The organism is Lactococcus cremoris subsp. cremoris NBRC 100676 (assembly GCF_001591705.1).
Lineage (GTDB): Bacteria > Bacillota > Bacilli > Lactobacillales > Streptococcaceae > Lactococcus > Lactococcus cremoris.
The window spans coordinates 1-19,171 of sequence record NZ_BCVK01000011.1 but is presented as its reverse complement, the minus strand read 5'-3'; the positions used below and the strand labels follow the sequence as shown (position 1 = coordinate 19,171).

The 19,171-nt window shown below is 36.1% G+C and carries 24 protein-coding genes; 8 read left to right on the top strand and 16 right to left on the bottom strand.

The features are described 5' to 3' along the window. Window positions 1–194 precede the first annotated feature (194 nt). The 6 genes from hisS (at window position 195) to LLA01S_RS03015 (ending at window position 6,640) form a co-directional block, all read left to right on the top strand. Window positions 195–1,487 carry a histidine--tRNA ligase gene (hisS, locus tag LLA01S_RS03040; protein ID WP_021165075.1) on the top strand — a complete coding sequence of 431 codons (1,293 nt, stop codon included), beginning with the start codon at window positions 195–197 and terminating at the stop codon, window positions 1,485–1,487. 25 nt (window positions 1,488–1,512) lie between these two features. Next, window positions 1,513–1,881 carry an HIT family protein gene (locus LLA01S_RS03035; protein WP_011677018.1) on the top strand — a complete coding sequence of 123 codons (369 nt, stop codon included), beginning with the start codon at window positions 1,513–1,515 and terminating at the stop codon, window positions 1,879–1,881. A gap of 63 nt (window positions 1,882–1,944) precedes the next feature. Further along, entirely contained in the window at window positions 1,945–3,717 is a 1,773-nt protein-coding gene (aspS, locus tag LLA01S_RS03030) for an aspartate--tRNA ligase (protein WP_011677017.1), read from the top strand. Continuing rightward, the gene (locus tag LLA01S_RS03025; protein ID WP_011677016.1) at window positions 3,698–4,627 is read left to right on the top strand and encodes a YitT family protein; all 930 of its coding nucleotides are present in this window, start codon (window positions 3,698–3,700) and stop codon (window positions 4,625–4,627) included. The genes aspS and LLA01S_RS03025 overlap by 20 nt, the downstream gene beginning before the upstream one ends. Before the next feature lie 103 nt (window positions 4,628–4,730). Then, window positions 4,731–5,606, top strand: coding sequence for a YitT family protein (locus LLA01S_RS03020; RefSeq protein ID WP_011677015.1), 876 nt, complete (start codon window positions 4,731–4,733; stop codon window positions 5,604–5,606). A 149-nt stretch (window positions 5,607–5,755) separates the two neighbouring features. Next, a complete protein-coding gene (locus LLA01S_RS03015; protein WP_011677014.1) occupies window positions 5,756–6,640 on the top strand; it encodes a YitT family protein in 885 nt (294 codons plus the stop codon). 39 nt (window positions 6,641–6,679) lie between these two features. Here the strand turns inward: LLA01S_RS03015 and LLA01S_RS03010 are convergent, their stop codons facing one another. The 13 genes from LLA01S_RS03010 to hslO form a co-directional block, all read right to left on the bottom strand. Then, window positions 6,680–6,910: a hypothetical protein gene (locus LLA01S_RS03010; RefSeq protein ID WP_004254795.1), complete on the bottom strand. Its 231-nt coding sequence runs from the start codon at window positions 6,908–6,910 to the stop codon at window positions 6,680–6,682. Between the two features lie 315 nt (window positions 6,911–7,225). Then, window positions 7,226–8,230, bottom strand: coding sequence for a tRNA dihydrouridine synthase DusB (gene dusB, locus LLA01S_RS03005; RefSeq protein ID WP_021165079.1), 1,005 nt, complete (start codon window positions 8,228–8,230; stop codon window positions 7,226–7,228). 111 nt (window positions 8,231–8,341) lie between these two features. Then, on the bottom strand, window positions 8,342–8,734 hold the full coding sequence (locus LLA01S_RS03000) for a hypothetical protein (RefSeq protein WP_032951134.1): 393 nt from the start codon (window positions 8,732–8,734) through the stop codon (window positions 8,342–8,344). Between the two features lie 42 nt (window positions 8,735–8,776). Beyond that, entirely contained in the window at window positions 8,777–9,262 is a 486-nt protein-coding gene (locus LLA01S_RS02995) for a hypothetical protein (protein ID WP_061777821.1), read from the bottom strand. A gap of 190 nt (window positions 9,263–9,452) precedes the next feature. Further along, the gene (locus tag LLA01S_RS02990; RefSeq protein ID WP_061777820.1) at window positions 9,453–9,641 is read right to left on the bottom strand and encodes a hypothetical protein; all 189 of its coding nucleotides are present in this window, start codon (window positions 9,639–9,641) and stop codon (window positions 9,453–9,455) included. A 14-nt stretch (window positions 9,642–9,655) separates the two neighbouring features. Beyond that, window positions 9,656–9,832, bottom strand: coding sequence for a hypothetical protein (locus LLA01S_RS12360; protein ID WP_021165083.1), 177 nt, complete (start codon window positions 9,830–9,832; stop codon window positions 9,656–9,658). A gap of 277 nt (window positions 9,833–10,109) precedes the next feature. Further along, window positions 10,110–10,511, bottom strand: a complete 402-nt coding sequence (locus tag LLA01S_RS02985) for a DUF5412 family protein (protein WP_011677008.1) — start codon at window positions 10,509–10,511, stop codon at window positions 10,110–10,112. Window positions 10,512–10,626: 115 nt separating this feature from the next. Then, a complete protein-coding gene (locus LLA01S_RS02980) occupies window positions 10,627–11,271 on the bottom strand; it encodes a polymorphic toxin type 44 domain-containing protein (RefSeq protein ID WP_061777819.1) in 645 nt (214 codons plus the stop codon). After that, window positions 11,258–11,509, bottom strand: a complete 252-nt coding sequence (locus LLA01S_RS02975) for a hypothetical protein (protein WP_011677005.1) — start codon at window positions 11,507–11,509, stop codon at window positions 11,258–11,260. Before LLA01S_RS02975 ends, LLA01S_RS02980 begins: the two co-directional genes overlap by 14 nt. After that, the gene (locus LLA01S_RS02970) at window positions 11,455–12,006 is read right to left on the bottom strand and encodes a DUF805 domain-containing protein (RefSeq protein ID WP_061777818.1); all 552 of its coding nucleotides are present in this window, start codon (window positions 12,004–12,006) and stop codon (window positions 11,455–11,457) included. Before LLA01S_RS02970 ends, LLA01S_RS02975 begins: the two co-directional genes overlap by 55 nt. A 220-nt stretch (window positions 12,007–12,226) precedes the next feature. Then, window positions 12,227–12,607: a dihydrofolate reductase family protein gene (locus LLA01S_RS02965; protein WP_231099788.1), complete on the bottom strand. Its 381-nt coding sequence runs from the start codon at window positions 12,605–12,607 to the stop codon at window positions 12,227–12,229. Further along, window positions 12,580–12,747: a dihydrofolate reductase family protein gene (locus tag LLA01S_RS12880; RefSeq protein WP_014573209.1), complete on the bottom strand. Its 168-nt coding sequence runs from the start codon at window positions 12,745–12,747 to the stop codon at window positions 12,580–12,582. The genes LLA01S_RS02965 and LLA01S_RS12880 overlap by 28 nt, the downstream gene beginning before the upstream one ends. 55 nt (window positions 12,748–12,802) lie before the next feature. After that, a complete protein-coding gene (gene hslO, locus LLA01S_RS02960) occupies window positions 12,803–13,669 on the bottom strand; it encodes an Hsp33 family molecular chaperone HslO (RefSeq protein WP_011677002.1) in 867 nt (288 codons plus the stop codon). 164 nt (window positions 13,670–13,833) lie between these two features. On the opposite strand from hslO, the gene LLA01S_RS02955 reads away from it, so the two are divergent. Then, window positions 13,834–14,445, top strand: a complete 612-nt coding sequence (locus tag LLA01S_RS02955) for a CadD family cadmium resistance transporter (protein ID WP_011677001.1) — start codon at window positions 13,834–13,836, stop codon at window positions 14,443–14,445. 365 nt (window positions 14,446–14,810) lie between these two features. After that, window positions 14,811–16,103, top strand: a complete 1,293-nt coding sequence (locus LLA01S_RS02950; protein ID WP_061777817.1) for an adenylosuccinate synthase — start codon at window positions 14,811–14,813, stop codon at window positions 16,101–16,103. A 42-nt stretch (window positions 16,104–16,145) separates the two neighbouring features. Here LLA01S_RS02950 and LLA01S_RS02945 read toward each other — a convergent pair whose 3' ends face one another. From LLA01S_RS02945 to LLA01S_RS02935, 3 genes are all read right to left on the bottom strand, one after another. Further along, a complete protein-coding gene (locus tag LLA01S_RS02945; RefSeq protein WP_021214169.1) occupies window positions 16,146–16,808 on the bottom strand; it encodes a lytic polysaccharide monooxygenase auxiliary activity family 9 protein in 663 nt (220 codons plus the stop codon). 20 nt (window positions 16,809–16,828) lie between these two features. Further along, window positions 16,829–18,307, bottom strand: coding sequence for a glycosyl hydrolase family 18 protein (locus tag LLA01S_RS02940; protein WP_032951129.1), 1,479 nt, complete (start codon window positions 18,305–18,307; stop codon window positions 16,829–16,831). A gap of 167 nt (window positions 18,308–18,474) precedes the next feature. Next, window positions 18,475–19,014, bottom strand: a complete 540-nt coding sequence (locus LLA01S_RS02935) for a PadR family transcriptional regulator (RefSeq protein ID WP_011676997.1) — start codon at window positions 19,012–19,014, stop codon at window positions 18,475–18,477. Between the last annotated feature and the right edge of the window lie 157 nt (window positions 19,015–19,171).

Genomic DNA, 19,171 nt, shown 5'->3' with positions numbered 1-19,171 from the left:
ATCGGTGATAACGTTATAATCAATTTGAGGCTCTGATTTTCTAGGAGCAAATTTAGGTGGTACCGTGCAATAATGCACCCTAGAGCGAGAGGCTTTGGGGTGCTTTCTTATGTAAACGGTATCTTATTAGATAATTATCACATATAATGATTTTTTACAAAGACTCCCACTCCCAGTGAATCGAAAGGAAAAAAATGAAACTTCAAAAACCAAAAGGAACAGCAGATTTATTACCTGCTGAAACTGCAAAATGGCAGTATATCGAAGAAATTGCTCGTGGCGTTTTTAATGATTATAATTTCAAAGAGATTCGTACCCCGATGTTTGAAAGCTATGAACTCTTTAGTCGTGCCACTGGTGAAACCAGTGATATTGTTACTAAAGAAATGTATGATTTCGAGGATAAAGGTGGACGTCATATTGCCCTTCGTCCAGAGGGAACAGCATCAGCCGTTCGTGCTTACATCGAAAATAAACTCTATGCTCCAGAAGTTGTGAAACCAGTAAAACTTTGGTATGATGCTCCAATGTTTCGTTATGAACGTCCACAATCAGGACGTTTACGTCAATTCCACCAATTTGGTGTAGAATGCTTAGGCTTGAAAAATTCAGCGGTCGATGTAGAAATTATTGCGATGGCTGATACGCTTTTCCGTCAATTAGGCATTTCTGGGGTGAAGCTTTCGCTCAACACATTAGGGGATATGGAAAGCCGTAAGGCATATCGACAAGCTTTGATTGATTATTTGACTCCGTTTGAAAATCAACTTTCAGAAGATAGCCGTCGTCGTTTAAATGAAAATCCTTTACGAGTGTTGGATAGTAAAGAAGCAGAAGATATCGCAATTGTGAAAAATGCCCCTGCTATCTTGGACTATCTCAATGAAACTTCAAAAGCTTATTTTGAAGAAGTAAAAGCCTTACTCGAAGCTTTGAACATCGAATATACCATTGACTCAAATATGGTTCGTGGTTTAGATTACTATAATGATACAATTTTTGAATTCATTGTTAATTTTGATGGTAAAGAACTAACTGTTTGTGGTGGTGGACGTTATGATGGTCTAGTAGAGTATTTTGATGGTCCAGCCACTCCAGCCTTCGGTTTTGGTTTAGGTATCGAAAGACTCCTAATGATTGCCGAAAAACAAGAAATTAACTTTATTCCTGAGGAAACTTTGGATGTTTACATTGCTGTAATGGGTGAAAAAGCTAATCTTGAAGCAACAAAATTGGCTGAGAGTTTACGCGAACAGGCCTTTAAAGTCGAACGTGATTTTTCAAATCGTAAACTTGGAGCACAATTTAAAATTGCCGAAAAATTGGGAGCAGAATTGATTATTACACTTGGAGAAGATGAAGTTCGCACAGGACAAATCAAAGTGAAACATAATCAAACACGTAAACAAGTAGAAACAACACTTAAAGCGGTTCACGAATCATTTGCCCCAATTTTTGAAGAAATTTACGCTGACGAGATAAACTAAGTCAAGAAAAGGCTCAGGTGAAGAGATGAAAGATTGTCCATTTTGTGAGGTGAAAGATAAGGTCTTTGAAAATGAATTGGCACAGGCATTTTATGATGCTTATCCTGTCAGTGAAGGTCATATTTTGATTACCCCCAAACGACATGTCGCCTCGTATTTTGAGCTGACTAAATATGAAAGAGAAGCAATCGAAGAACTTTTAGAACTTTCTAAAAGTCACTTAGATGAAAATTTTCATGCAAATGCTTATAATATTGGCATCAATGTTGGTCATGCAGCCGGACAAACTGTTTTTCATTGTCATGTTCACCTGATTCCACGATATCAGGGAGATGTAAAAAATCCGACAGGTGGCGTTCGTGGCGTGATTCCTGAAAAACAAAATTATCGATAATAAGAAGAAAGAGGGCTTAAATTTTACCTGTTTGCACTAGAGAACAGTGAAATTTACATTTATATGAAACGTACAAATTACGCGGGAAATATTACAGAAGAATATTTAAATCAAACAATCACAGTTAAAGGTTGGGTGGCTAAACGCCGTAACCTTGGAGGATTGATTTTCATTGATTTACGTGACCGAGAAGGAATTGTCCAAATTGTGGTCAATCCTGAAACAGCAGCAACCGAAGTGGCTGAAGCCGCGGATAAAGCACGTAATGAATTTGTCCTTGAAGTAACGGGTAAAGTGGTTGAGCGTGCAAGTAAGAATGACAAAATCAAAACCGGTGGTATTGAAATCGAAGCGACTGCTATCGAAATTTTGTCCACTTCTAAAACAACACCTTTTGAAATCAAAGATGATGTTGAAGTACTTGATGATACACGTTTAAAATATCGCTATCTTGATTTGCGTCGTCCAGAGATGCTTAAAAATATTACAATGCGTCATGCGACGACTCGTTCCATTCGTGAATATTTAGATGGAGCAGGCTTTATCGATGTTGAAACGCCATTTTTGAACAAATCAACACCCGAAGGAGCGCGTGATTATCTTGTCCCTTCTCGAGTTAATAAAGGCGAATTTTACGCTTTACCGCAATCACCACAATTGATGAAACAACTTTTGATGACTGCTGGCCTTGATCGTTACTATCAAATTGTGAAATGTTTCCGTGATGAAGATTTACGTGGTGACCGTCAGCCAGAATTTACACAAGTAGATTTAGAAACTTCATTTTTGGGTGAAGAAGAAATTCAAGAGTTGACTGAAGAATTGATTGCTAAAGTCATGAAAGATGTCAAAGGAATTGATGTGACTTTACCATTCCCAAGAATGAACTATGATGATGCCATGAATTTTTATGGTTCTGACAAACCTGACACACGTTTTGAATTGTTACTGACAGACTTGTCAGCACTTGCTAAAACAGTTGATTTCAAAGTTTTCCAAGAAGCTGAAGTTGTTAAAGCAATTGTTGTCAAAGGCGCTGCTGACAAATATTCTCGTAAATCAATTGATAAACTGACAGAACAAGCCAAACAAAATGGAGCTAAAGGTCTTGCTTGGGTCAAATTTGAAAAAGGTGAATTCGCTGGTGGTATTTCAAAATTCTTAGCTGAATCTACTGACAGCTTTGTTAATGAATTAAAATTGACTGACAATGACTTGGTACTTTTTGTTGCTGACAGCCTTGATGTAGCGAATTCTGCTCTTGGTGCCCTTCGTTTAACAATTGGTAAACAACAAGGTTTGATTGATTTCCGTAAGTTCAATTTCCTTTGGGTCATTGATTGGCCAATGTTTGAATGGTCAGATGAAGAAGAACGTTACATGTCTGCTCACCATCCATTTACTTTACCAACGAAAGAAACACAAGCTTTCTTATCTGCTGACGGACATCGGAAAGATTCTGATTTGAAAAAAGTTCGTGCGCATGCTTATGATATTGTCCTTAATGGTTATGAGCTTGGCGGAGGTTCTTTGAGAATTAATAGTCGTGACCTTCAAGAAGAAATGCTGAGTGCTCTTGGCTTTAAACTAGAAGATGCCAATGAACAATTTGGCTTCTTACTTGAAGCACTTGACTATGGTTTCCCACCACATGGTGGATTGGCCCTTGGCCTTGACCGTTTTGTAATGTTACTTGCCGGTAAAGATAATATCCGTGAAGTAATTGCGTTCCCTAAAAACAATAAAGCCTCTGATCCAATGACTCAGGCTCCATCTATAGTAGCTGACAAACAGCTGGAAGAATTGAGTATTAAACTTGCAAACAAAGATCAATAAAATTCTCGGTGGCCTTTTAGATAAAATTGGACTTTACCAAGTATTAAAATCTATTGGCGCTGAAAAAATGGCAAATAAATTTTCGGCAGCAGTTGTATATGCGGTTTTCTCATCATTCGCGTTGAACTTTTTCTATCAGCCAGGGCATGTCTATGCTTCTGGTGCGACTGGTGCGGCCCAAGTTGTTTCAGAGTTGGTGACAAGAATTAGTGGTCATGATATTTTACCCATTTCAGCTTCGCTGATTTTGGTAAATGCTCCACTTTTCATTCTAGCGTGGCGAGGAATTGGAAAACAGTTTACTGTCTATACAGTAATTACTGTTGTCATGAGTTCTGTTTTCATTCACTTTATTCCTGTGACTCCTTTAACTCACGAGCCAGTCATTAATGCTGTCTTCGGGGGAGCAATTATGGGATTTGGTGTTGGAAATGCAATGAAATCAGGAATTTCTTCTGGTGGGACGGATATTGTTAGTCTCTATATGCGTAAAAAGACCGGAAGAAGTGTTGGAACATTATCATTTATTGTTAATGGAGTGATTATTTTCACAGCTGGAGTTCTCTTTGGTTGGGAATATATGCTTTATAGTTTAATCGCTATTTTCGTCAATTCTCGAGTACAAGACGCAATCTTTACAAGACAAAAACGTTTGCAAGTAATGATTGTTACTAAAAATCCAGAATTACTGACAGAAAAATTAGTTAATCGCTTTAAACACGGAGTTACAATTTTACATGATGCGGAAGGTGGTTATACGCACACCAGTCAAACCGTTCTTATGACTGTGATTACCATGTATGAATATCAAGAATTCAAAGATATTATCCAAAAATACGATGAACATGCTTTTGTATCAATATCGGAAAATGTTCGAGTACTTGGAAAATTTGCAGAAGTAGAAGATTAAGAACTTGATATTCTATTGAAAAAAGTAAAATAATAAAAGGGAGAAAGCCAAAAGGAGGACTTTCTCCCCTTATTATATGTGAAAAAATAAAGGGGGAAATAAAATGAAAAAATTAGCAAAAGTACATTTTCTGTACTTACTTGCCATTGCAATTGGTACAGGAATCTATGCTTTTGGCTTTGTTGCCTTTAACATGGCAAACCACTTGGCTCAGGGAGGAGTCGCGGGGCTTTCCTTAATCTCCTATGCGCTATGGCATATTGACCCCTCTTATGTTCAACTTTTAATAAATATTCCCCTTTTAATTTTAGGATATCGTTTTTTAGGAAGAAGAACATTTATTTACACCATTTGGGGGATTGTGAGTCTGGCTGTTTGGATTTGGATTATTCAAAGAATTAGTTTCACAATCAATATTGGAAATGATACCCTTATTGCTGCTTTATTAGCCGGAGTATTTTCAGGTTCAGGAATTGGATTAGTTTTTCGATTTGGAGGAACAACGGGAGGAACAGATATCCTTGCTAAACTCTTTCAAATAAAAAAAGGAATCCCAGTTGGTCGAATGCTTTTTATCTTTGACTCTTGTATCTTGGCTCTTTCTTTAAGTTATGTTGACCTTAAACATATGATGTATACTTTGATTGCCAGCTTTATATCAATGCAAATGATTAATTTGATTCAAAATGGTGGTTATACTGTTCGTGGAATGCTTATTATCACGAACCATCATGTAGAAGTTGCTAAAACAATTATCGAAGAAATTGGTCGAAGTGCAACTTATTTGCATGGTGAGGGTGCCTATTCAGGAACTGAAAAAGAAGTCCTTTACGTTGTACTCAATCCGAGTGAGATACAAGAAGTAAAGCAAATTCTATCTATTATTGACCCGAATGCCTTTGCCTCAGTTATTAATGTCCACGAAGTTGTGGGAGATTTCGCACCAAAACGTGGTAGATTTAAAGATTTGAAAAAATAAATAGCTCAATGAGCTATTTTTTTTGAGTATTCTTAAGTTAAAAAGGGAGAAGTTTTCAAAAGTTGACTAAATTCTAAATTTAAACTACAATAGATTTAAACGTCCTTGCCTTTGGCAAGGATATTTCATCGAAATTTTTGAGGGATATTATGAAAAAATTATCTAAGATGCATTTTTTGCAACTTCTTGCTGTTACAATTGGGACAGCAATCTATGCCTTTGGTTTTGTTGAGTTCAACATGGGGAACCACTTGGCTGAAGGTGGAGTCGCTGGGCTTTCATTGATTGGTTATGCTTTATTGAATATTGACCCGTCATATACTCAGCTTATCTTAAATATTCCACTTTTAATTCTTGGCTATCGCTTTCTTGGACGACGAACTTTTGTCTATACGATTTGGGGTATCGTGAGTCTCTCAATTTGGATGTGGATTTTCCAACGGATTCCAGTAACAATCAATGTCGGTCATGATTATTTAATTGCTGCTTTATTAGCCGGTGTTTTTGCCGGAACAGGGATTGGTTTAGTTTTTCGATTTGGAGGAACGACTGGTGGAGCCGACATCATTGCCAAGCTTTTACAAATAAAAGCTGGGGTTGCTGTTGGACGAACTTTCTTCATATTTGATGCTTGTGTGATGCTGTTATCATTAAGTTATATTGATTTACGTCACATGATGTACACTTTGATTGCAAGTTTTGTAGCAGCTCAAGTAATTAATGTGGTTCAATCGGGTGGTTATACTGTTCGAGGAATGTTAATTATCACGAACAATCATGCCGAAATTGCCGAAGCAATTATTGAAGAGATTGGTCGTAGCGCGACTTACTTACATGGTGAAGGAGCCTATTCTGGAAATTCAAAAGAAATTCTCTATGTGGTTTTAAATCCCGGAGAAATTCAAGAAGTCAAACAAATTTTGTCTATTCTTGACCCGAATGCTTTCACATCCATTATAAATGTTCATGAAGTCATTGGTGACTTCACTTATCCACGCAGTCGCTATAAAGTGGCTAAAAAAGGAAAAAAATAGCTCAAAAGAGCTATTTTTTATTTTTATCAGTGAAAGAAATTATCTTGAAAGACGTGCCCCTTCGATTTCACCTGTAGATTTTACTCCTTCAACAGAAAAACTATCTGCATTGATTCCAGTTTTGATATTTTCCAACTGTTTAATTGTCTTGTCTAATTGAATTAAGTTTTGAACATTGTATTCAAAAGTATAGTTACTAATTTCTCTTTTGGCTTTCTTCAGGTGAATAATAGCTTTTTCGATTTCTTCAGTGGCTTTTGTTGTACGCATATAGAAAACCCTTTCTATTTTTGGAATTGTATGACTATTTATCTATTCCTATTATAACACAGGCTGCGAGTCAAAACAACGTTTCGACTTTTGGGTCTTTCAAAGATTACGACCTGATAAAAAGTTAAATTTATTTTTAAAGACCAGATGTTAACAATTATGATTTGATGTGTTGAAGATGAATTTTTTCACTGAAAAAGTAGAAAAGACCAACTGTTTCACGGCGAAATTGGCGTCCGCATATTACCATTTTGCGGATTAGGGACTGTGAGAATGATAAGAAAAAAATCTGGAAATATCCAGATTTCTTTTTATTTATTTAATTCCACTTACAAAATTATCAAGAATCGTGATAATTTCTGCTTGCGATTCAGCTTGATTGACTGCAACTTTTACTTTTGCTGCACGAGAAGCTCCTTTAAGATAGTAAGCTGCATGCTGACGGAATTCTCGACTAGCAAGATTGTCCCCTTTTAATTCGACGAGACGGGCCAAATGTAATTTTGCAATTTCCATCTTTTCAGCAACCGTAGGTTCAGCAAGAAGTTCCCCTGTACGCAAGTAGTGTTCTGTACGATGAAGAATCCACGGATTTCCAAGAGCAGCACGTCCCATCATGACCGCAGTCACGCCTGTTTCATCAATCATACGTTTCGCATCTTCTGGAGTCTTGACATCACCATTTCCGATGACTGGAATATTGACATTGTCAGTCAATTTTTTGAGCCAGTGCCAGTTTTCTTGGGCATTTCCTGTGTAGGCTTGAGCTTTAGTGCGTGCGTGCATGGAAACTGCTGCTCCACCACCCGCTTCAATTGCTTTAGCATTTTCAACGGCAAAAAGGTGGTCATCGTCCCAACCGATTCGGATTTTTACTGTCAATGGTCTTGAAATGGCTTTACTGACTGCGCTAACCACATCGTAAACTTTATCAGGGTCAAGCAAAAGTCGAGAACCTGCTTCATTTTTTGTTACTTTAGGTACTGGGCAACCCATGTTGATATCAATAATATCAGCAACTGTATTTGATTCAACAAATTTAGCAGCTTCAACTAAAGTATCCACTTCACCACCAAAAATTTGCATAGATAGCGGATGTGGAACGCCTTCAAAATCCATCATTTCCAAAGTTTTCTTGTTGCGATGTTCGATTCCTTTATCAGAAATCATCTCGGTTACAACAAGTCCAGCTCCGAATTCTTTGGCAGTGGTCAGAAAAGCTTTATTTGTAATTCCGGCCATTGGTGCCAGTACAATTTTATTTTTTATTTCGATATCGCCAATTTTCCACGATTCGTTGTAAATTTTGTCCATAGTCATAAAGAATATTATAGCAATTTTTTGAGATTTCACAAGGTCTTAAGGATTAGAAAATTTACTGACGAGAACTCTGTCAGTAAATTTATTGAACCTATACTACTAGATTAAAACTTACATTGATTTGTCAAAGTTATTGAATGCGAGCAGATTGAAAAGTAAACTGACAAGGGCAATGAAAATTATGCCCCAAAAGTAAACTTTTTTATAGTTTTTCCATTGAGTGATTAAGAGGTAGATGGCGCTTAGGAAAAGTATAGTTGGAGAATACATGGCGAAAATTCCTGTTAATTCTGCCCAGAAGGCCAAAAAAGAATTATTCCAAACATTTTCATCATTAGCAAATGGTCCAAACAAGTAAACGGCGCCAACGAAATTGAAAACGCCAATAATCCGTAGATAAATGACAAAAAAACGGGTTAGGTTTTCATGAGAAATAAACGTGACAAGCCAACACAAAAGCGCCAAAATAATGCTGACAATTAAAAATACAGAAGTTTCGATCATTTGACCACCTGCCCAAATTTTTGTAATTTAAAAATCAATTATTCAAGGAGTGAATGAAACAACTTTATCGTTATAAAATACAATTCCATAGACTTTTTTGGAATCGCCCAACTGAAAAATAAGGTTCAAATGATGAACTCTGTCAATATATTGGAGATAAGTTGCAGATTGCTCCGCCCCACGAATAATATAATGCTTGCCAAAGACCGCACTCACCTCAGAAACGCTTTTTCCATTAAAATTTTCGCTATTTAAGGTTAGATATTGAACGAGGTATCCATTCGTTATGGAAATAGCAGCAACTTTCTTTTGATAGCTGATAGCATTGAAAGATTGGCTATCGCTATCCGACATTCCTTTGTACCACCAGGTCTTAAAGGCGCCATGTGTGGGAATGAGATCGAGTCCGATAATACCGTATTCTGTGTTGGGGACGAGTTCTTTATGTTCTTGTTTTATCGTTTCTTCTGGCGCGTTAATTTTAAGATTTGCCAAAGTCACATGACTCAAATCAGTCGATTTTTGCAAAGGGGCGTTTTCATAAGTAAACTAGAGTGCGACAAGTAAAAACGGGAGGAGGACGATAGACCCAATGATGATTTTTTTCTTCATGATTATCTCCTTAAGCTCCGCTATTGAGAACCAATAGATTAAATAGCAAGTTATCAAGTAGAATAGAGATTATTCCAAAAAAGTATATTTTTGTCATAGAATAACCTCACTTTTTATTTCTATTTCTTGATACCAAAATGATAACAATACATGCGACAAATGGAATTCCAAAGTATAAAGTTGTCCAAAGCCAAGAAAGATTGGGAAATTTATCGTTTAAGGGATTAAAAATCAAAGTGTTGAATACTCCAAGGATAGCTGCCCACAAGAAAGACCAGAAAACTATTTTTTTCATTTGTTTTCCTTCAATTACTTTTTTGAATTCTTATCTTTGATTTTGACTCGATAGCTTACATAAATCCCAAGTATTAAAGCTGTAATTAGAGTAAATAGTAGCCATAGTTTGGGAAATAATTCTTTAAAATAAAATGTGATAAACAGAGCTACAACCATAAGCACTCTAGAGATAATGGTTTCTTTTTTCAATTTTATCTCCTTAAATTGTTTTTATGCAGAAATCACAAGATTACTTGTAGGTCTTATCGAAAAACATTGTAACAATATTCACTATCAACAAGGCAAATCCTAATATGTAAAATGATGAGTTTCTAGGAAAGCTGAAAATTAAGATAAAACCAATCAAGACTACTATCAACCTTATTATTCTATCGACCGTTTTTTTACTAAACATAAAGCCCCCTACTATTATTATTCTTACTTAAGAATTTACCGAAGTTTCCTCGCTTTTTAAACTTATATTGACCTAATTTAAATATTTTTGATAACTCTTGGCATTTGTAACATCAATTGTTTTATTTCCAATTTTAAGACGTGTGTTATCTAGCCATTTTAGCTTGATATTTTCCCAAGTTGAGCTACTTTCCGTGTCAGAGATGCTGTAAACAGTTTTTGTATTAAAAAACGGAAGCAATGCTTTTTTGTTTGTTACTTTCACAGTATATGGACCACTTCCAAAACCACCTCCATCTGCAAATTGCGCTTTTGCGACATATTGCATATTGGGAGAAGTAGCCGTAGATAATGTATCTGTTGAGCTCACAGCATTTGAAAATAATGCAGCAATCCCCCAAAGAACAAAAAATGTTACGATGACCCCTGAAAAAGTTCCGCCTAAGAACCATAAGATTTTATGTTTATTTTTCATGCTCAACCCCTTCCATAGACTAGCAAAATAAAAGCAACTCCAAGAATAGCAAACGTTATAACAACAACGACAACAAGTCCCCATGCATACCAGAAAATTGCCTTATGTTCTTTTCTCAAAATCTAATTCTCCTATTGTATAGATTGAATCCATAAGCTATCATCGCACTATCTCTTGGTTGGTCAAAAAATGAAAATGGACCGTATTTCAAACCTCCGTGTGCAAAAGAATATCCTGCCTCTCCGGCTCTTAAAACAGCTTCAGGAATTCCTAACACACGTCCCATATAGCCGTAATTTACATTGGTTACACCAGCACCAATGGTTTTTCGTCCATATACGTAGTAGGTTCCAGAGTAACTTAAGCGTCCTCCTTTTTTTGTTGTCAAGTTCCATTCACCATTTCCTTTTACTAAAGCGGTAAAAGCTCCTATTTTATAAGAATTGGCAAAAGCACCAAATGTTACATCAACTTTGTTTTTAATGAAAGGAATCGGGATATAAGATTTAAATTGATTGGATTTTGCATTTAAACTTAATGCTAGTTTATAATTATTTCTAAGAATAGCAGCAACACGTGGTGTTGTATAGTTTGCAGGTTGTTTGGAGGCAGCTAGTACTGTAATAGAACCAAATAATGAATTCTTTGCTGAACTTTCTTGCTCCATGTTTGTATCTGATACACTCGTTTTTTCTGCCTCTGAAACAGAATTATCAATCAGTTGTTGTAAATAAATCTGCGATAGGCTAAGGATAGTCATCAACTGACACTGCCCCTTTTTCTTGGGTTTCCTTTTGGATGATTTGATTTGCCTCATTACTGGAAATGCTCTTCGCTGATTTATCAGAAATATTTGCTGCCATTTGTATGTTAACATCAGGTTGGGAACTTTTATCAATTTCTTGTGTTTCAATTTGAATTTTACTAATGAGCTTCGCATCTGCTACTGAGATATTTGGGTTTGAGCCATAAACAATCTGCTCCGCCTTTGCAGGCAAATGCCCAACACTAAAGATATCAGGACAAGTAAGCCAGTCGTTACAATAAGCGAGCCTTTTATCTGCGAATTAGGTTTCATTTTATCAGGTTTACTTGGTAAAAGTGTGAATATTAGATAGACAATGGCTAGCACACCTGAAATAATCATTGCCCAAATTTGCGTAAATTCGCCGAGAATGATGCTCACAGGGAAAACAAGCCATAAAAATGGACTCAAACCTATATCACGAATTCGACGCATAGCGAGCGCTGACATTGGAACAATCGAGGCAAGTCCCCAGACGAAGAGCAAAATAAGCGCAATCCAAGTAACTGCTGAAAAATGGTCCACATCAGCCGTCAAAGCCACTGAAAGTCCTGATGACAATAAAAATGTTGTTGTCAGGACAAGATATATGATGAGATTAATCAAGAAGACCCACCAATAGGCCGACCGACTCGAACGATTTTTGAAATCAAAGGACTGGCGCGAAAAGTTTTGGTAAGCAGCGAGCATAAGAAACCTCCATATTTAGTTATTTTAGTTTTATTATACTCTTCTATCGTAAGCGTTACCATAGTGTTTTTGTTTTAATACAAAGTAGTTAATTTTAAAGAATCATGCCCTATTTTATGGCTACAAATGCCGAAAAATTAACTGTTTTAGTTAAAAATTAACTTCTTTATTTTTGTCAGTAACTTTTATCAACAAAAAAATACTGACAAATCGTCAGTATTTATTTGTTTACTAAATAATGTAATTCAACAAATTGCCCGTAAGTTCTAGTATCAATCAGTTGAAGTTTCTCTTCATAATTTCCTGACGGAAAAAGTGGGATTCCATCTCCTAGTAAAACTGGGGCAATGGTAACTTGTAATTCATCAACCCAATGATTTTCAAGAAAAAGTTTGATGACCTCCCCGCCGCCAACAACCCAGAAGTTTTTGTCATTATCCGCAAAAGTTACTGACAGCTCTGTCAGTTTTTCTTTGTCAATAAAAATGATGCTGTCAGTAGCGGAGATTTCTTGATGAGTTAAAATATAAGAAGTATTGTCAGCATAAGGCCACTGACCAGCTTGCTCTTTTTCTAACCAATCATAAGTCTTTTTCCCCATAATGATTGTATCAATACCACTATAAAAAGCACCATAGCCGTTATCTCCTTACCCTCAACATCAAAAAGCCATTGAAGACTTTCTTCTTTGGTGGCAATATAGCCGTCTAATGTAGAAGCAATAAAAAGTTTTACAGTCATTTTTCTCAATCCTATTTTACTGACAGAAGTTTTGTCAGTAAAATAAATTATTATATTAGTTAATTAGTGCTTTTAATTCTTCTTCGGAATATTCATATTTGTTTTCACAGAATTGACAAATAATTTCAGCTCCATGATCTTCAGCAATCATTTCTTCAATTGGTTCTCTTCCTAAAGATTTGATGCCCTCAAGAAAACGTTCCTTACTGCAGTCGCATTTGAATGCCAAAGGAAATTCGCCAAGATTTTTGTATTCCATATCACCATAAATATTATCCAACATGGTTTTTAATGGTTCGTCACTTGTCAGCATTGTTGCAATGGAAGGCATACTTTTGATATTGTGTTCGATTTCAGTGATTTCTTCATCGGTGGCATCAGGAAGGGCTTGTAGCATAAATCCACCAGCGATTTTAACAGTATCAGAGTCTTCATTAAGCAAGACATTGACCCCAACAGAAGAAGGAGTTTGTTCAGAACTTAAGAAGTACCAAGCTAAGTCTTCGCCGATTTCACCAGTAATTAAATCTACTTGACCACTATAAGGCTGTTTGAGGCCCATATCTTTGACAACAACTAAAAAGCCATTGCCAACGAAAGGAGCAACTAAAACCTCGCCAGTAGAGGCTTTTTTATAGTCGAGTTCCCGATTTTTCACATAGCCTTTGACATGACCTTTGCTGTCAGCAACAGCAATAATTGGGCCCATTGCGCCATCACCTAAAACCTTTACGGTGATTTTAGTATCTCCTTTTTCATTAGCCCCCAGGACTTGGGCAGCAATTAGGGTACGTCCTAAAGCAACAGTAGAAGTAGGCCAAGTTTGATGCCGTTCTTGTGCTTCTCGCACAGTTAGGGTTGAATCTAAAGCAAAAGCTCTGAAATGCCCATTTTTTGAGATTGATTTGATAATTTTATCCATATCATTATTATAACATGCCCTATCTATCGACCGCAATAGAATCTAATTAATTTTAATAAGAAGTTTTTAATAGCAAACTTAAATATTTTTATATTAAACATTTATTTAGTAAAATGAATAAAAGCTTGCTCCTCATTAGCTTTAAGAGGTTAGAAGAGGTTACTATGTTTTCAATTATCATCAATTCTACGATTATCTATTGGGCAACGGCTTTAGACTTACTGATACTATTAGCTATTTTATATGTGCGATTTGATAAGAAAAGTCATTTATCGATTACTCTGGGTCAAATTATTGGTTCAACGGCCCTTGTAGTAGTTAGTTTGTTCTTTGCTGTCATTTTAAAGCTCGTTCCAGAAGAGTGGATTTTGGGCTTGCTTGGATTAATTCCCTTGGGACTGGGGATTAAGTACTTGTTTTGGGGAGATGATGACGACGATGAAGAATTAGATGAGTTACTACAAAAGAGAAAAAATAAAAGTTTACTAGGAACTGTTATTATTATTTCTTTTGCAAGTTGCGGTGCTGATAATATTGCTTTATTTACTCCATTTTTTATGACACTTTCGCCAAGTAATTTGATATTGTCAATCTTCATTTTTATTCTAAATATTTTAATACTAGGACTACTCGGAAAAACAATTTCTAAAATCCCACATCTCCATGAAATTTTAGAAAAATATAGTCGTTGGATTTTGGCTTTTGTTTATATCGTACTTGGAATCATGGTTTTGATAGAAAGTGGAACGCTCTCTAAAATTATCAGCCTTTTGTAAGAAATCTATTGATTAAACAAAAAGTTCATTATTTCCGAACGATAAATTCATTTTAATCAAAAACATCAGGATTTCCAATGCAAATCTTGGTGTTTTTTGATAAAATAAAAAATAGTGCGATAGGAGCTTTCAGAAAAATATTCAACTTTTATTCTGATAAAATAAGTCAAAAAGTCGAAGAAAATTTTTAGAAATGCCAGCCAAGCGAACTTGGAGCGTGCAAAATATTTTAAAATGAAATTGAGTTCGCCCTCCTAACTTCTACGAAAATAGATAAAAATGGGAACCTGCCTCAGGCAGAACCACCATCTTTCCTAATTTTCTAGGAAGTTAAGCAGTCGGGCTCACATCTTAAGGAGAATATTATGCCATCAGTAGTAGTTGTCGGAACGCAATGGGGAGACGAAGGAAAAGGTAAAATTACAGATTTCCTAAGCTCAAACGCAGAAGTTATTGCCCGTTATCAAGGGGGAGACAATGCAGGTCATACCATCGTCATCGACGGCAAAAAGTTCAAACTTCACCTCATTCCATCAGGGATTTTCTTTCCTGAAAAAATTTCCGTTATCGGGAATGGTGTCGTTGTTAACCCAAAATCTCTGATTGAAGAAATCGCTTATCTAGCTGAAAATGGAGTTTCTGCAAACAGTTTACGTATTTCTGACCGTGCACACGTTATCTTGCCGTATCATAAAAAATTAGACTTCCTTCAAGAAGAAGCTAAAGGTGATAAAAAGATTGGGACAACCATTAAAGGGATTGGTCCAGCCTATATGGATAAAGCGGCTCGTGTCGGAATTCGTATTGCAGACTTACTTGACAAAGAAATCTTCGAGGAACGTTTACGTACGAACCTCGAAGTTAAAAACCGTGAATTTGTAAAAATGTATGATTCAGAACCTCTTGAATTTGAAGAAATTTTTGAAGAATACTATGAGTATGGTCAACAACTTAAAAAATACGTTACAGATACTTCGGTTATCTTGAACGATGCCCTTGATGCAGGGAAACGTGTCCTTTTTGAAGGGGCACAAGGGGTCATGCTTGATATTGACCAAGGAACTTATCCATTTGTCACTTCATCAAATCCAGTAGCAGGTGGGGTAACAATCGGTTCTGGTGTTGGTCCATCAAAAATTTCAAAAGTTGTTGGTGTATGTAAAGCCTATACTTCACGTGTAGGTGACGGTCCATTCCCAACAGAACTTTTTGATGAAGTGGGACATCAAATTCGTGAAGTTGGACATGAATATGGAACAACAACTGGACGCCCACGTCGTGTTGGTTGGTTTGATTCAGTCGTAATGCGTCACGCAAAACGTGTTTCAGGTTTAACAAATCTTAGTTTGAACTCAATTGACGTTCTTTCAGGTCTTGAAACAGTAAAAATCTGTGTGGCTTACGAACGTAGAAATGGTGAACAAATTACCCACTATCCAGCCTCACTTAAGGAATTGGCAGATTGTAAGCCAATTTATGAAGAATTACCGGGTTGGTCAGAAGACATTACTTCATGCTGTACTTTGGAAGAATTACCAGAAGCTGCTCGCAACTATGTTCGTCGTGTTGGCGAATTAGTTGGTGTACGTATCTCAACTTTCTCTGTAGGACCTGGTCGTGAACAAACTAACGTTTTAGAATCAGTTTGGGGCGTATAAAGTCAAAATAAAAAAGTCAGAGCATGCTCTGACTTTTTTTGTTTACAAGAAGGGTCCAAAGACTTGTGGACTAGAATTTTTATTATTGACGTTGACATCAATTACATTGTAAAAGGCATTAGAAGTGTCAGCAACATCCCAGACGGCCAAAACGATGTGGTAACCTGAACGATCATTTGGAATATTGATTGTATGTGAGAGATTGTTCGTTGCAGGAGAACCATCGTGGTTGATTGTCACTATAAGTTCCAATTCTGAACGTTTTAAGGGTGCATTTTGATCCCAACCTGTCTTGGTCATATAGTAGTGCCACTTCGTTGTTTTATGAGGGGCAGTATATTTCCAAGTGAAAATGTTAGAACCGGTACTAATAGATGTTTTTTTCCAGCGTGAACTAGTTTGGTTGTCTAGAACAAAGTCGCCTATTTGCCCCAAACCTCCATTTGCAGAAGCAATTCGACCATCAGCGGGGCCAGACTCTGGGAAGCCTTTTGGTGCTTCTAAAGATTGTGGATTACTAATAACATTTCCATAGATATTAAAAGCATCAGTCCACCCTAAATTTTGATAATCTAATTGTCCTTGGTAGCCTCTGGCTGGTGGAGATTGAACATATCCGTGAGCAGAAACAGAATCTGTTTTAATGAAAAGTGAGACGCTGAGTAGACCAGCAGTAACTAATAAACCAGTAAGTAGTTTTTTCATAAATTTTATCCTTTTCTATTTTAGAGTTTTTTCCATGGACCAAAATCTCCTGATTGATCAGGCTGTTGACCAGTATTCCACCATTTTGCTTCATAATCTACTCCATTAAAAGTAACACGATCCCCTTGAACATAAATTTTATCTTTTTGCCAAATATTATTTTCCTCTGACGTATCATGAGTTATAAATGTGGCCTTTGCAGTATCAGAACGATTACCTGAAGGGTCAACTGCTACAACTTCGACATTGTATTCAGTTTTTGGGGATAGTCCAGTCACGTTTTGTAAGCCAGAAGTGCTTTTAAAAGATTGGGTACCAATCTTAATTTCATAGTAATCAATGCGAACCTTATCTGTAGATTTTCCTTGAATCGTGGCAGTTGAATCAGTCACATTATTAATGGAAATTGTTGGTAAGGTTGGCTTTTCAGTATCTTCAATCGGTTGATTGTTAAAGAGCATGGGGGCGTAAGTATTTACAAAAGTATTATTATATTTTTCACCATTTGAATTGCTTCCAGCGTCCCAATTTACCGACCAAGTCATCAAACCTTTTATTTCATTACCAGAAGCTTTTAAACGATTCAAAGCATTTTTAACGGCATTAGGGTCTTTCACATAACCTGTTGCGGCAGCGTCATTATTAGATGGGAGGCCAATGACGAATTTACTAGCTGGAATTTTAATAAACCCATCCGTTCCTGTTACGAGACGTTTAGTTAAACCATACAGAAAGTCTTCCTTTTTTTCGTCATTTGATTGAGAAATCCACATATTTAAATCACTATCCCAAAAACCATCCCCTCCTTGATTATAGTATTGAGGATTGATGAAATCATAGTATGAATCTAAATTGTTGATATATGGAGCATATTTTCCTGAACTTGTTAAGTAAGGAAATTCGGGAGCCATCGTAATCATAAAGTTTTTACCATCTTTTCGATAATGGTCTTTAACTGTTTTTAAAGCAGAGGGGATAACAGTTTGATTATCTGCTGCTTCAATTGCAACCTGTTCTAAATCAATATCTAATCCATCAAAGCCGTAAGTATCTACAAGACGAATGATTTCATTAACAAAATCAGTTTCTTGACTTTTCTTTAATTCAATATGAGCGTCAGCTCCTCCTAAAGCGATTAAGACGCTCTTACCTTCAGCATTTAATTTTGAAACTTCGGCTCTGAATTCAGCTTCAGTTTTGTTGTAAGGCTTAAATGTGGGAAGTGTTTGTCCTTCAGGTGTCTTCATAAAGGAAACATTAATTACATTATATCCTTCTTGTGTATTTGAAAGATCGAAGTCAGCAGAAATACCTCCTTTATAACCATCTTTTCCTGTGGATTTCCAATTGTGCCAATAACCTACAAGTACTTTATCTTTTGGATTGACCATTTCACTCGCTGCATCTGCTAAGACTCGCTGCCCTCCTAACGCAACAATTCCTATAGACGCTGTTATCAAAAAAACTTTAATGTTTTTTCGTTTTCTCACTGAAATCATAAATATCTCCTAAATTGTAGTGATTTTAAAGATTCCGGAATCTTGTTCTGTAAGCGCTGACTTCATTCTAACAATTTTTTTCCTTAACTTAAAATAAAAAGGTTCGTAAAAAGATTTATTTACGAGAAATAAAAAACACTAATATTTTGAAAATATTAGTGTTTTTTTTATTTCAAATCTTTAAGCAATGAGTCTAACCATTCTTTTTTGAAGGTTTCTCTTTTTATAGCAAAATCTAAAACAAGATAATGACCGCTCTTTTTATTTTCCTCAGACTCACCAAAAAGATTTTTTTGGCGTCTAATGAGATAGTCCAATTTTTTCTGATGAACGATGCTTTCTTCCTCGATTAATTTAAGGAGGTTTTCTTCATTTTTATCATCAAGGAAATAAAGACGGAGCATAAACTCGTCCTTTTGGATTGGGTAACGATCAACGGGATGTTTCAACCACTCATTGAAAAGTTGGATTCCCTTTGGAGTAATTTGATAAGTTTTTTTCTCTAACTTTTCACCTACGATATGGACGTCAAAAGTTACAGCCTGATCATTTAATAATACTCTCAATGAAGGATAAATTTGCCCTGTATTGGCTTGCCAAAATTCCCCCACTTCACTTTCAAACTTTTTTTTAAGGTCGTAACCGCTTAAGGGTTCTGTCTTTAAAAGTCCCAATATAATATAAGATAATTTATCTCTATGGCTCATATTTTTTCTCCTTTATTTCCATGATACACAAAAAATGGTAAATTGTAAATTTTTGACGTAGAATTTAAACTTCATTTTTAAAAAACGTTCCAATCCATTATAAATAACAAAATTTAAAGGAACCTAAAGTAGTAAACATATTTTAATATAAGACTAG